General features: G+C 67.9%; 12 protein-coding genes. 4 read left to right on the plus strand and 8 right to left on the minus strand.

What is annotated here, in order from left to right; all coding sequences use genetic code 11:
* Window positions 1–770: 770 nt before the first annotated feature.
* The 5 genes from M2317_RS07245 to M2317_RS07265 all read right to left on the minus strand — a co-directional run bounded on the left by M2317_RS07245 (window position 771) and on the right by M2317_RS07265 (window position 7,766).
* The gene (locus tag M2317_RS07245) at window positions 771–1,940 is read right to left on the minus strand and encodes a lactonase family protein (protein WP_429458726.1); all 1,170 of its coding nucleotides are present in this window, start codon (window positions 1,938–1,940) and stop codon (window positions 771–773) included.
* Between the two features lie 94 nt (window positions 1,941–2,034).
* The gene (locus M2317_RS07250) at window positions 2,035–3,321 is read right to left on the minus strand and encodes an adenylosuccinate synthase (RefSeq protein ID WP_429458728.1); all 1,287 of its coding nucleotides are present in this window, start codon (window positions 3,319–3,321) and stop codon (window positions 2,035–2,037) included.
* A 103-nt stretch (window positions 3,322–3,424) separates the two neighbouring features.
* Complete coding sequence (locus M2317_RS07255; RefSeq protein ID WP_429458730.1) at window positions 3,425–4,849, minus strand: mechanosensitive ion channel domain-containing protein; 1,425 nt, start codon at window positions 4,847–4,849, stop codon at window positions 3,425–3,427.
* A 1-nt stretch (window position 4,850) separates the two neighbouring features.
* The gene (locus M2317_RS07260) at window positions 4,851–7,004 is read right to left on the minus strand and encodes an adenylate/guanylate cyclase domain-containing protein (RefSeq protein ID WP_429458732.1); all 2,154 of its coding nucleotides are present in this window, start codon (window positions 7,002–7,004) and stop codon (window positions 4,851–4,853) included.
* 96 nt (window positions 7,005–7,100) lie between these two features.
* On the minus strand, window positions 7,101–7,766 hold the full coding sequence (locus M2317_RS07265; RefSeq protein WP_429458734.1) for a GntR family transcriptional regulator: 666 nt from the start codon (window positions 7,764–7,766) through the stop codon (window positions 7,101–7,103).
* A 143-nt stretch (window positions 7,767–7,909) separates the two neighbouring features.
* On the opposite strand from M2317_RS07265, the gene M2317_RS07270 reads away from it, so the two are divergent.
* A complete protein-coding gene (locus tag M2317_RS07270; protein WP_429458736.1) occupies window positions 7,910–8,623 on the plus strand; it encodes a Pr6Pr family membrane protein in 714 nt (237 codons plus the stop codon).
* Here M2317_RS07270 and M2317_RS07275 read toward each other — a convergent pair.
* Window positions 8,608–9,264, minus strand: a complete 657-nt coding sequence (locus M2317_RS07275; RefSeq protein WP_429458737.1) for a response regulator transcription factor — start codon at window positions 9,262–9,264, stop codon at window positions 8,608–8,610. The genes M2317_RS07270 and M2317_RS07275 overlap by 16 nt on opposite strands.
* Before the next feature lies 1 nt (window position 9,265).
* Complete coding sequence (locus M2317_RS07280; protein ID WP_429458739.1) at window positions 9,266–10,765, minus strand: ATP-binding protein; 1,500 nt, start codon at window positions 10,763–10,765, stop codon at window positions 9,266–9,268.
* 146 nt (window positions 10,766–10,911) lie between these two features.
* Between M2317_RS07280 and M2317_RS07285 the strand changes: the two genes are divergently transcribed.
* Complete coding sequence (locus M2317_RS07285) at window positions 10,912–11,481, plus strand: hypothetical protein (protein WP_429458740.1); 570 nt, start codon at window positions 10,912–10,914, stop codon at window positions 11,479–11,481.
* A gap of 101 nt (window positions 11,482–11,582) precedes the next feature.
* Here the strand turns inward: M2317_RS07285 and M2317_RS07290 are convergent, their stop codons facing one another.
* Window positions 11,583–11,774: a hypothetical protein gene (locus tag M2317_RS07290; protein ID WP_429458742.1), complete on the minus strand. Its 192-nt coding sequence runs from the start codon at window positions 11,772–11,774 to the stop codon at window positions 11,583–11,585.
* 182 nt (window positions 11,775–11,956) lie between these two features.
* Between M2317_RS07290 and M2317_RS07295 the strand changes: the two genes are divergently transcribed.
* A complete protein-coding gene (locus M2317_RS07295; protein ID WP_429458744.1) occupies window positions 11,957–12,658 on the plus strand; it encodes a hypothetical protein in 702 nt (233 codons plus the stop codon).
* Window positions 12,658–13,308 carry a polymorphic toxin type 15 domain-containing protein gene (locus tag M2317_RS07300; protein WP_429458746.1) on the plus strand — a complete coding sequence of 217 codons (651 nt, stop codon included), beginning with the start codon at window positions 12,658–12,660 and terminating at the stop codon, window positions 13,306–13,308. Before M2317_RS07295 ends, M2317_RS07300 begins: the two co-directional genes overlap by 1 nt.
* The last annotated feature ends 5 nt before the right edge of the window (window positions 13,309–13,313 follow it).

The raw sequence follows: 13,313 nt of genomic DNA on the forward strand, positions 1-13,313 counted from the left end.
GCGAAAGTCTGGTTCATCCCACCCGCCAACATCGACCCCAACCGCACCCCACGCCTCGGCGGCACCGCCCGCTACAACCTCGCCGCCTGACACCGGCAGCGCCCGAGCCCCTGAGAGCCTGATCGCCTGATCGCCTGATCGCCTGATCGCCTGATCGCCTGAGAGCTTGTGCGCCGACAGTGCCTGAGAGTCTGACCGCCGACACCTCCCCGCCTGACCGCCGACAGCGCCGGAGCACTTGTGCGCGTGAGCGCGTGAGCGCGTGAGCGCCGATGGCGCCGATAGCGCCGATAGCGCCTGAGAGTCTGACCGCCTGACCGCCGACGCCTCACCGCCTGACCGCCTCACCGCCTGACCGCCTGAGCGCCAACAGAGCCTGAGAGTCTGACCGCCTGACCGCCGACAGCGCCGGAGCACTTGCGCGCGTGAGCGCGTGAGCGCGTGAGCGCGTGAGCGCGTGAGCGCCGACAGCGCCGACAGCGCCTGCAAGGCTGATCGCCTGACCGCCGACGCCTCACCGCCTGACCGCCTCACCGCCTGACCGCCTGAGCGCCTGAGCGCCAACGGAGCCTGAGAGTCTGACCGCCTGACCGCCGACAGCGCCGGAGCACTTGTGCGCGCGAGAGCTTGTGCGCCGAAAGCGCCTGAGAACCTGAGCGCTTGACCGCTTCACCGCTTGAGCGCCGACAGCGCCTGAGCGCCTGAGAATCCGAGGACACGCGGTCGACGCCACCCACATGGTCGGAGCACGCGCTCGCCGGGAACGCGTCTCAGCGCACGGGCAGGATATGCGTCGGCGCCGGCGCCTGAGCGGTGTGACGCACCCCGAGGGGCACACCGGTGCGCTCATCGAGATCGAGCAGCGCGACCGTGTCGGACCGCTGCCCGGCGACGAGCAGCTTGCCCTCGAAGACCAGGTGATGACGCGGCCAATCGACACCGGCATCCGCCAGCGCGATGGATTCCAACCGGTCTCCCGAGCCGTGCACGCGCAGCGCGGCGATCGTATTGCTGCCGCGCAGCGCGGTGTACAGCACGTGACCGTCCCGGCTGCGGGCGAGCTCAGCGGGAAAGTCCGTCCCCACCGCGGCGTTCGGGCTCGCGAGCGTCGCAGACACGATCGCCCATGTGCCATCGGGCCCCGCCGCGAGCGTGAAGACCTCGCAGGAGTACTCGGTCACCACGTGGAGATGCCCGCTGGGATGCACGACCATATGCCGCGGACCGGTACCCCGCGGCAGCACCACCTCATGATCGAGCACCAGCCCCGACGCGGTCGGGCGCCAGAACCGCACGAGGTCGAACCCGAGATCCGTGGTGGCCACGCGCCCATCCGGCAGGAACGCCGCCGCATGGGCGTGTGAGACGCGCGGCTCGTCGCCGACGGGAGTGTCGTACGGATCGGATGCCGCGGCCCCGACGCCCACGCGGGGGGCCGACACGCCAGATGTCGGGCCGTTCGCCGTGTCGCGTCCGACACGTGGCGAGTCGGCCTCCGATCCGGCATCCGGATCCTCGCCGAACAACGCCGCCCGCAGCGCCGCGGCCTTGTCGACAGCATCCGGAACCGGCCGTCCCTCGGCATCCAGGCCGATGCGGACGACCTGTCCGTCGCCGTAGCAGGACGCGATGAGGTACGCACCGGAGGGCGCGACGGCGAGGTGGCAGACGAACTGCCCGACCGGGACGCGATCCCCCAGCGGGGCGAGCGCCGACTCGCCGGTGCGGACGAAGGCCTGCACCGCGGCATCCCCTTCGAGCGCGGCGTAGACGACGTCGAGCCGCGGGTGCGGAGCCAGCCACGATGGCGACGGCGCCGCCGCGACCGCCCCCCGATACGACAGCGCCGTCGCGGACTGCGCGTCACCGGCGAGCAGTCCGATGCCGTCGGCCGAGCCGTCCATGCCGGAGCCGTAGCCGCCGAGCCAGAACCGCGTCATGCGTCCTCCTCTTCAGCCCGTCTCCAAGGCGCGCATGCACGCGACACGACATACGAGCCGTGCGCACGCGCCGCGGAGACGGATTCTGAGTGTGTCAATCGAGCAGATCGTGCCGCACGATGATCTCATCGCGGGCGGGGCCGACTCCGATGACCGAGATGCGCGTGTTGCTCATCTTCTCCAGCGCCAGCACGTAGTCCTGGGCGTTCTGCGGCAGGTCCTCGAAGCTGCGCGCCTTCGAGATGTCCTCGCTCCACCCCGGGAAGTACTCCAGAATCGGCTTCGCGTGGTGGAAGTCCGTCTGGTTCACCGGCACGTCGTCGAAGCGCGTGCCGTCGACGTCGTACGCCACGCACACCGGGATCTGCTCGAGCCCGGTGAGGATGTCGAGCTTGGTCAGGACGAGGTCGGTGATGCCGTTGATGCGCGTCGCATAGCGGGTGATGGGCGCGTCGTACCAGCCGACGCGACGCGGGCGGCCGGTCGTCGTGCCGAACTCGAAGCCCTGCTTGCGCAGCCACTCGCCCTGCTCGTCGAACAGCTCGGTCGGGAACGGACCCGAGCCGACGCGCGTCGTGTACGCCTTGACGATGCCCACGATGCGGTCGAGCGCACCGGGGCCGACGCCGGATCCGGTCGATGCGCCGCCGGCCGTAGCCGAGGACGACGTCACGAACGGATACGTGCCGTGGTCGACGTCGAGCATGGTCGCCTGGCCGCCCTCGAACACGACGACCTCGCCGCGGCCAAGCGCCTGGTCGATGAGGTGACCGGTATCGGCGACCATGGGCCGCAGCCGCTCGGCGTACGAGAGCAGGTCGTCGACGATCTCGTCGGCCGTGATCGCGCGGCGGTTGAAGATCTTCACCAGCAGGTGGTTCTTCGCTTCCAGCGCGCCCTCGACCTTCTGGCGCAGGATGTTCTCGTCGAACAGATCCTGCACGCGGATGCCGACACGGTTGATCTTGTCGGCGTAGGCCGGGCCGATCCCGCGGCCGGTCGTGCCGATCTGGCGCTTGCCGAGGAAGCGCTCGGTGACCTTGTCGAGGGTGCGGTGGTACTGCGTGATGATGTGCGCGTTCGCGCTGACGCGCAGTCGCGAGACGTCGATGCCCCGCGCAGACAGCGCCTCGAGCTCGCTGAAGAGCACTTCGAGGTCGATCACGACGCCGTTGCCGATCACCGGGTTCACGCCGGGAGAGAGGATGCCGGAGGGCAGCAGATGCAGAGCGTACTTCTCGTCGCCGACCACGACCGTGTGTCCGGCGTTGTTGCCGCCGTTGAACTTCACGACCCAGTCGGTGCGCTCACCGAGCAGGTCGGTGGCCTTTCCCTTGCCCTCATCGCCCCACTGGACGCCGACGATAACGATTCCTGGCATGGGTGAACCCCCTTGCTTTCGCCGGGTTTGCACCGGCCGATGAGCTGGCCCGCTTCGGGCGGCTCCATCCTATCGAAGGGGGACGGACACCCCTCGGAGTGCGTCAGCGATCGGCGATGAGCCGCCGCGAGATGCCGAGTTCCGCCATGCGGTCCGCGGCCAGTCGGCGCTTCAGTTCGAGCGATTCGCCGATCTCGGCTGCGAGCCGCGGGCGCGACAGGATCAGTCCGTCGATGGTCTCCCGCGGAACGACCAGCACGGTCAGGATCTCGGACGCCGTCGTCACGGCCTGCGACCGTTCGCGGGTGAGCGCTGTGTGTCCGACGATCTCGCCTGGCCCTGCGGAACCGACGTCGATCCGTGCGCCATCCACCTCGACGGCGAGAGCGGCACGGCCCGATACGACGACCAGGACGTCTTCGGGGATCACACCGGACGGCAGCACGACCTCGCCGACGCCGTAGCGCGCCAGTCTGGCCGTCGCAGCGAGCGGCTCCATGTCGTCCTCGCGCAGGTGCAACGTGGGCGCGATCTTCGCGATGGCGGTCCGCAGCAGTTGCGGGTCGGCCACGGGGTCGGTGGAATCGCCGTCCAGCGCGAACCCGCGCCGCCGCGCCGCGTACCAGAGCCACGAGAGGTACATCGAACGCGCCAGACCCGCGTCGGCCGGACCAGGCAGCGGAATCGACACGTGATAGGCGCCGCCTCCGCCGTAGGTCACGCCTGCCCGCTCGCCGGGGATGCGGACCGGCAGCGCGTCCGCCACGTCGATGAGCAGACTCATCACCTCATGCGGCGGATCGTCCGTCGAGAAGGTCACATCGGCCGTGGCGGAGTAGGGTCCCTCCGGTTCGCTGAGGTTCGTGAAAGAGGCACCCGACAGGCTCGAGTTCGGCACGATCTGGATGCCGGAGCCGGTGTCGATGTGCACCGCACGCCAGTTCACTTCGACGACCCGCCCGCGGACGCCGGCGGCATCGAGCCAGTCGCCGATCTTGAAGGGCTGCTCGAACAGCAGGAGCAGCCCCGAGATCACACCGCCGACGGCGTTCTGCAGGGCGAGACCGATCACGATCGAGGTCACGCCGAGCGCCGTGATGAGGCCCCCCACGTCGGCTTCCCATACCCAGGAGAACAGCAGGGCGAGACCGATCACGACCAGTGCGAGCCGCGCTATCTCGACGAAGATCGTCGGGATCCGGTCGCGCCACGAACCCGGTTCGGCGTTGGCGAACAGCGCGACGTTGAACGACGACAGCACGAGGAGGATCACCAGGAACCCGAACACGGTGGCCACGACCCTGACCCACACCTGATCCGCCGGCGACTGCATCGCGAACCCCAGCAGTGCGAACAGCGCCCCGAAGGGGATGACCCAGTTGCGCAGCAGCTTGAGCGGACCCGCGATCGGGTTGCCCCGTCGCGCAAAACCGCCGATGAGTTCGGTGAGCACGACCAGGACGACCGGCACGCCGATGGCGATCCCGATCACCCACCAGGCCCAGCCGTCCTGGAACGCGTCGGCCATCTCAGGCCACCTTCCACACGGTCTCGGTCCTGCCCTGCACGTCGACCGTCCCGGCTTCGGTGTACGTGAACATCTCCTGCGTGCGATCGCGCACGGTCTGGCTGACGTAGATGCCGGGTTCGCCGGTGACCGAGCGCACCCGGTACGCGAGATTCACGGCATCGCCCCACAGGTCGTACGCGAGGTTCGTCCGCGCCACGAGCCCGCTGGTCACGGTGCCGGAGTCGACACCCGCGCGGATCGCTATCGAGCTGCCGTTCTGCGCGTTGAACCGGTCGGCCGCATCACGCAGCCCGCGGGCGAACTCCACGCTGCGACGGACGTTGTCGACCCTCGGGACGGTGAGACCGGACGAGGCGAGGTAACCGCCCCGGAGTGTTCGGACCTTCTCGACGCCCGCCTTCTCGGCGGCATCGTCGAATCCGCGCATCAGGGTGTTGAGGAAACCGATCTCCTCCTCCGCCGTCAGATCGCGGGCGAAGTCGTCGAATCCGACCAGTTCGGCGAACACGACGGAGACGTTCTCGTGCGCCTCGGTGATCGCCTCGTCGCCCTGCCGATACTTGGCCGCCGCGCTCTCCGGCATGAGCGTGAGCAGGAGCTTCTCGTTCTCCTTCTGCTGCTCGTCGATGAGGTCCTGCTTGATGCGCAGGCTCGAGGCCATGTCGTTGAACGCCGCGCCGAGGTCGCCGAACTCATCCCGAGAGCCCTGCGGCACCTGCACCTCCAGGTCGCCTTCGGCCACACGATGCACGGCTCCGACCAACCGGTGGATCGGTCGCGTGAACACCTGCGCAAGCGCCAGCGACAGGAGCGAAACCGCGAGGATGATCCCCAGAAGAGTGAGGAGCACGTTGCGCGTGAAGTCGGCGACCGGCGCGAACGCCTCCGCCGAATCGATGCGCGCGATGATCACCCAATCGAGCCCCTCGACCTCCAGCGGCGCGTAGGCGGTCACGCTGTCACCGCCGTGATAGTCGGTGCCCGTCGTCGTCCCGGTCTTGCCGGCCTGCGCCTGCGCGACCGCGAAGGTGTTGATCGGCTGGAGCAGCACCGTCCCACCGACGTCGGCGATGCGCTCCGCGACGGAGGGCGGCGTGCCGCCGTTGATGGCGCGCTGGGCGTACGTGCCCGGGTCCTCGATCAGTCGCCGAGAGGTGCTGCGCATCAGATCGTCGAGGCCGACCAGGTACACCTCACCCGTGTCGCCGAGCCCCTGCTTCTTCCACTGCTCCGAGCCCGTCGTGACGTCGTTGATGGCGTCGATGGAGATCTGGAACGCGATGGCGCCCGTGACGCGCTCGTTGTTTCCGATCGGCGAGACGACCCAGATCGCCGGTACGTTCATCGACGGGATCCACCGTTCGAAGTCGGTCATGGCGATCGAGTCGACCGAGTTCGTGGCCATCACGTCGGCGTAGGCCTGCGACAGCTGCGACTCCCGGTACGGGCCGGTGTGCAGATTGGTGCCGAGTTCGATGCCCTTGTACGCGCTGAAGACGACATCCCCGTCGAGGTTCAGCAGCAGGGCGTCCTCGTACCCCAAGCTGTCGACGAGACGCGTGAAGTAGTCGCCGTAGCGTTCCGTCGCAACGGAGTAGGACGTGCCGTCCCCGGCGTCGTTCATCCGGAGAAGCTTGTCGTAGTCGGTATCGAAATCCTGGTTCGCCATCGAGTAGTGCAACTGCGCGTACTGACCTGCCGCCGACTCGGGGATGAAGGCGGCATCGCCGTATTCCTCCCCCGTGCGTTCCTCGAGTTCAGGGATGAAGGTGTCGCTGTAATAGCTCTCCAGCTGGGCGGTCTGCTCCGGCGTGATGACCTGCTGCTCGAGCTCCTCGTATCCGGCGTTGACAGCCGTCGACATGTTCTGCGCACTGAGGTTGCGCGAGTTCAGCGAAGCCTGCTTGCGCACCTCATCGATCGCATCGACGAGTTCGGCCGCACGCATCGAGCGGATCGTGATGAGCTGGTCGACGGCGGCGTCGTGCAGAGACTGCCGGCCGTTGAGAAACCCGATCGCTCCCACCACGATCGAGGAGACCAGGCTCACCCCGAGCAGCATGATCAGCAGCTTGGACTGGATGCTGAGCCCTCCGCGCGGCCGCAGCCGCCGCTTCCTCGCACTCCCGACCGCGTCCACCCCATCGCTCATGCGCCCTCCCTCGCCTTCGTCACCCTCGGGGCGACTCTAGCGATATACCGCTCGGGCGCGGAACCCCCGCGACGCGATCCGCGATCGGCGGGAGGGTCAGGCGGCGGCACCCCCGTGAACGCTGCGCAGCCACCCTTCCGCAGCATCCGCATCGCGCGCGAGCATCGCCTCCCGCAGGTGCCGATACGCGTCGGCGCGCTCCTCGATCGGGCGCACGTCCAGATGCGCTCGACGGACATTGCGATCGAGAACAGGAGCCATCTCCACCATGACGCGCGAGAGCACGGCGTTGCCCGAACGCCGAGACAGGTAGGCGATGAACTCCCGCGCCGCCTGCTTCAACTCATCGTGCGCATCGCGGTCGGACGCCTCGATCATGACGTCCAGCAGTGCGACCGCCTCGGCGAGTTCGGCGCCGTCCATCCGACGGACGGCGAGCCGCAGGGCGAGGCCGGCCTGCAGACCCGTGTACTCGAGCGTCCCGGCGACCATCTCGTCGGACACGCCGGTCACCCGGGTGTACCGGCTCGGCGACACCTCGACGAGGCCGATCCACGTCAGCCGCTGCAGCGCCTCGCGCACCGGGGTGCGCGAGATGCCGAGCGCTTCGGCGATCTCCTTGTCGCTCACGCGCTCGCCCGGCTCCAGCTGCTCCGCCACGATCGCGTCGCGAAGCACCTCGTAGACGCGATCGCCGAGCGACTGCGTCGTGTTCTCCTTCAGGCGCAGCCGTTCGTCCAGCCGCGCATCATCGATCCCCATGTTCTCGGCCCCTCTCTACCGCGAGCCCCCCAGTTCTCGCTCAGCCTACGCACGCGCGCTGACGAGACGTTCCCAGCCGAGCCCTGGTGCTGCGATATATCCCTCGCCCCCGGCGCCCGCTACGCTGACGCGCGGAGGAACACATGAACTGGTGGGCGTACGTCCGACTCGCAGGGGCAGTGCTCGGCGCGGCCGCGATCACGCGGCAGGCATGGCTCGTCATCGGAAACGCGCTCGCGTCCGAGACGGAGTGGGGCTCGCACCTGCCGACCGTGGTGACGAACTTCTTCAGCTACTTCACGATCCTCTCGAACATCCTCGCCGCGGTCGCCCTGGCGATCGGCGGGATCTGGATGCTGCGCAACCGCCGCACCGCCGATGCCGAGCCGGCATGGCTGGCGACCCTCCTCGTCTGCGCGAGCACGTACATGATCGTCACCGGCATCGTCTACAACCTCCTGCTGCGCAGCATCCCGCTCGCCGGCCTGTCGGATGTGTGGACCAACGAGACCCTGCACGTGGTGATCCCGCTGGTGATGCTGCTCGACGTGCTGTTCGCTCCGCGGCGGCGCGGCATACCGTGGTCGGCGCTGTGGGTCGTCGCCGCATTCCCCCTCGCCTGGGCCGTGTACACGCTCGTCCGCGCGGAATTCATCACCGCTCCCTTGAACGGCTACTCGTGGTGGTACCCGTACCCGTTCCTCAATCCGCACGAGGTGCCCGCCGGGTACGTCGGCGTGGCCGGCTACGTGGTCGGCATCGCCGCCGTCATCGTCGTCGTCGGCGCGTTCGTCGTCTGGATCGGCCGTCGCCGTGGCATCCGACCTGACGCGGACGGAGTTCACGGCATCCGGTAGCCCATGCCGCGAACCGTCTCGATGCGCTCGGCGCCGAGCTTGCCGCGCAGGTGCCCGATGTAGACGTCGACGACGTTGGAGCCGGGGTCGAAGTCGTACCCCCAGATCCGGCTGAGGAGCACCTCACGGCTGAGCACCTGGCCCGGATGCCGCACGAACTCCTCGGCGAGCGCGAACTCGCGAGCGGTGAGGTCGATGTCGATGCCGTCGATCCTGGCGCGCCGAGCGGAAAGATCGATCACGAGGTCGCCGTGCATCAGTTCGTTGGCTGTGGGAGTTCTGGTCTGCCGCATGCGCAGGCGGACGCGCGCCAGCAGCTCTTCGAAGCGGAACGGCTTGGCGATGTAATCGTCCGCTCCGCCCTCGAGCCCGGCGACGGTGTCGCGCAGCTCGATGCGCACTGTGAGCATGATGATCGGCAGCTGCGACCCGGATCCCCTGAGCTGCTCGAGCACCTCGAACCCGGTCATCTCGGGCATGTTGACGTCGAGGATGAGCAGGTCGAACTCGTCGGTGAGGGCGAGATCGAGCGCTTGGCGGCCGTTGTTCGCGACGCGGGTGGCAAAGCCGGCGGCGCGCAACCCCTTCTCGAGGAATCCTGCGATGCGCGGCTCGTCGTCGGCGATGAGGATGGAGGGCATCTCACTCGTCTCCCGTCGATCGCGCCTGCGGACCCAGCGTATCCGCGTCGTCGGCACCGGATGCCGCCGACGGTGAGATCGGGATGCTCAGCGTGAACAGCGCACCGCCACCCTCGGCGTCCTCGACCAGCGCCTCCCCGCCGTGCTGCTCTGCGATGAGTTGCACGATACTGAGTCCGAGGCCGCTGCCGTCCGGCCCGCGCCCGCCGTCCTGCAGGCGCTGGAAACGCTCGAAGATGCGCTGCTTGTCCTCATCCGGGATGCCAGGGCCGTGGTCCCGGACGCGCAGCAGCAGCCGTCTGCCCGCGATCTCGGAGGAGAGCTCCACCGCGCCTCCGCCGTGCGTCGCCGCGTTCTGGATGAGCTGCAGCATCGCCTGTGTGATGCGGGCAGCGTCGATCTGGGCATCCGCCTCGGCGATCTCGCCGAGCACGACCTCCGCGTCCGCGATCATCGCCGCCTTCTGCGCGATCGTGCGCAGCAGCGTCGCAGCCGGGACGTGCGCGCGTCGAAGACCCTCATCGTCCAGCAGGACGGCGACGTCGACGAGGTCGCCGACGAGTCGGCCCATGCGCTCGATCTCGTCGACAGCCAGTCGTCGCGTGTGCTCGACGTCGATGGGATCCGCCACATCCATGACGTCGAGGTAGCCGTGCACGATCGTCAACGGCGTCTTCAGTTCGTGGCCGACGTCTCCGAGCAGCCGCCGCTGCGCGGCCATCGCCTCATCGAGGCGATCGAACATCCCGTTCATGGTGCGGGCGAGGCCCGAGACGTCGTCGCGACCGCGCTGCGGAAGGCGCTCGTCGAGCGACAGTGCCGAGACGCGTTCGGCCATCTCGCGCATCTCGCGCAGCGGGCGGAGCAACCGCGTGGAGACGAACCAGGACACCGCCGCGATCACGGCGACCGCGGCGATCGACGTGATCAAGTAGGCACGAGCCGAGAGCTCGAGTCCCCCGAACTCCAGGTCGAGGTCGTAGACCATCACGAACACCGCGGTGGCGTCCGGGTCGGACGAGACCTCGATCGGGGCCGCGAGATACGACCAGTCCTTCCCGTTCTCGCGGTACGTGCCTGCGACCACGTCGCGCCCAGCGGTCTCGTCGACCACGCGCGCGACGAAGTCCTCGTCCGCGCTGGGATCGACCGTGCGTCCCACGCCGGGGACGAGCGCGACCTCGCCGTCGACCAGGCCCATGGATCCGCTGGTCTCGCCGGGCACGAGCACGCGCATGACGCTCGCGAGGGCATCGGTGGCATCGGTCCATCCGCCGTCCGGCGGGGTGCCGACGATCAGACGGGTGGATTCCAGGTCCGCGCGGAGCTGGTCCTGCACGCTCTCGGTGATGCGGTGGCGCTCGACCGCGTACACGGCCATGCCGACCGCCAGCATCCCGAGCGCTGCGACGAGAGTGATGACGATCGTCAGCCGCGCCCGCACCGAGAACCCGGCGGCGTCGGAGCGCGCGTCGGGTGCGGTCGGCTCGCGCACAGGCATGGGAACCATTGTCGGGGATACGGATGCCGGAGCACATGCCTGTGGATCTAAAAGAGCTTTCATGTTCCTTTACCCCGCCCGTTAGATCCGTCCTTCATCCTGGTATGCGGGACGCAGCGCTCCTGCGCGGCCTGGGGAAGGACACGATGAACAGGAAGACCCTGGTGACGGCTGCCGTCGCCGGCGCGCTCGGCCTGGCAGTCGTGGCCGCGCCCGCGGTGGCATCCGCGTTCGGTACGTCGGACGAGGATTCGACCAGCGTGGTGATTCCCGGCGGCGTCGTGACCGACACCGTCGCGGTCGACGAACCCGCGCTCGACCGCAGCACCGCGGTCCGCACGCCGGTGCAGACCCCGGTGGCCTCTGCCGTTCCCGTGCCGCCGCCAGCCCCGCAGGAACCCGACGACGACTCCGGCGAGTACGAGGCGAACACGGAGCCGTCACCCGTCGTCCCGCCGGTGACGACACCGGACGATGAACAGGACCGGACGGATCGCGACCGCGATGACGACGGCCCGAAGCACGTCAACCCGGAGCCGCACAGCCCCTCGGACGACGCTGACGGCGCCTCGGACGGCGACAGGGACCGACACGATGACGGTCGCGGCGGTCGCGGCGACCGCGACGATGACAGGCGCGACCGCGGCCAGCGGGACCATGACCATCGCCACGGCGATGATGACGACCGTCGCGATGACGACGGCTGGAGCCGCTGACCCAGCACTCCCCACAGACTCGGCGGCCGACGTTCCCCCTCCCCAATTGCGCGAATCCCCCGTTCGCGTGAACGTCGGCCGCCGTACCTCTTCGCTCCGAGTCAGTCCTTCAGCGAGCGGATCGCCGCGATCAGGATGCCGAACGCGATCACGGGCAACCCGACCGTCGCGGAGCGGAAGTTTCCGTTCAACATCGGAATGATCACGCACGTCGCGACCCCGAGGACGAAGATCGCGATGATCGTCACCCGCCACAGTCGATCGTTGCGCGTGGGTGTCGGCGAGGTGGTCATCGGTTCGCTCTCCTTCGAACGGGCGCTGCGAACGCAGCGCGGCCTCCACTCTAGAGACGCGAACGCACCGGTGTCTGCAGGCCGATCGGGGGACGGATTCGATGGCGCATGGGGACCTCTCCCCATCGCGATGCCGTGCCGCATGCACTTAAGGTGCCTCTTGGAGGTGGTGCGCTGTGGGGATGATGTTGCCGAATGAGCTTGTCTGGGTGATGGAGAAGCTCGGTTTCGAGTGGCCGGATATCGATGAGGATGAGGTCACGAAGGGTGCCACTCTGGTGCGGAACTTCGGGTCGGATCTGGAGGGTGTGATCCAGGCGATCGATCAGAAGATGAACGGGGATCTGACCGGGTCGCTGATGGGCAGGACGGGTCCGGCGACGATGAGCGCGTGGAACACGAACCGGTCGCAGAATCTGCAGAAGCTGGTCGACATCATGCCTCCGGCTGCGGTGGCGATGGATGTCGGTGCGGCGGCGATCCTGGGGTTGAAGATCAAGGTGATCGTGGATGTGACCACGACGCTGGTGACGCTGGTCGCGATGCTGACGAACCCGATCACGGCGGCCGGGGCGGGGCCGATGCTGATCATCAAGAAGAAGCTGCTGAACGCGGCGGTGGACATCGTGATCGAGCAGCTGCTGAACCAGCTCGCACCGATGGCGATCGAGCCGCTCGCGGAGCAGCTGCCCGCGATCATCGACTGGATTCTGGACTCCCCGATGGTGGAGTCCACCGCGGGCGATTCGGACGAGTTCCATGCGGATCTGGCGGCGCTGGAGGAGGCGCAGTCGACGATGAAGCTGCACGGTGCGGACATTCAGACGCTGACGTCGACGTTCTTCGCCGAGTTCTCCGCCCTCGACTTCGGAGGAGACGACTGATGTCCGCGATCAAACCCATCATCCGCGAACTCAAAGACGCCGCGCTCAAGGGCGCCTCGTCCGCGAAGGACAAGCTCCACCGCCTCGCCGACAACCTCGACGAGCACTTCGACACCGTCATCCGCGAAGTCCGCGACCAGGACAAGTTCGACGGAAAGCCGAACAAGATCGATGTGAGTCTGAAGAAGTTCAAGAAGAACAGGAATCACGACTCAGCGGAGTACAACCGCCAGTACAACGAGCAGATGGACACGCTGCAGAGCACGTCCGTTTCGGACTGGCTGAAGAACCGGATCGAGTATCTGGACAACGGCAGGACTTCGGACTCGCTCAGGGCCCAGCAGAACGCGCGGGACGTTGCGCTCAAGGACAAGATCACAGAGCTTCGACGCGGAGGCGAAAGCCGCGAGGATGCCGCAGCGCATGCCGCTGAGTGGCTCCGCGGCCAAGCGGCGACTCACCGATTGGACGGAATCGCCGGCGGCAACGTCACGGACATCTCGGGCGTCGGAGACACCAGAATCAATTCTTCGCTGGGCTCGCAGTGGAGGTCGCGCGTCGGCGACATCGATCGCGCCGTCATCGACTTCATCAACAAGAACCCCGGTGTGGATCTGGACAGCACGTTCATCAACATCGTCCTCAGGTAGGTTTG

The organism is Microbacterium sp. ZKA21 (genome assembly GCF_050434165.1).
In the GTDB taxonomy this organism is placed as follows: domain Bacteria; phylum Actinomycetota; class Actinomycetes; order Actinomycetales; family Microbacteriaceae; genus Microbacterium.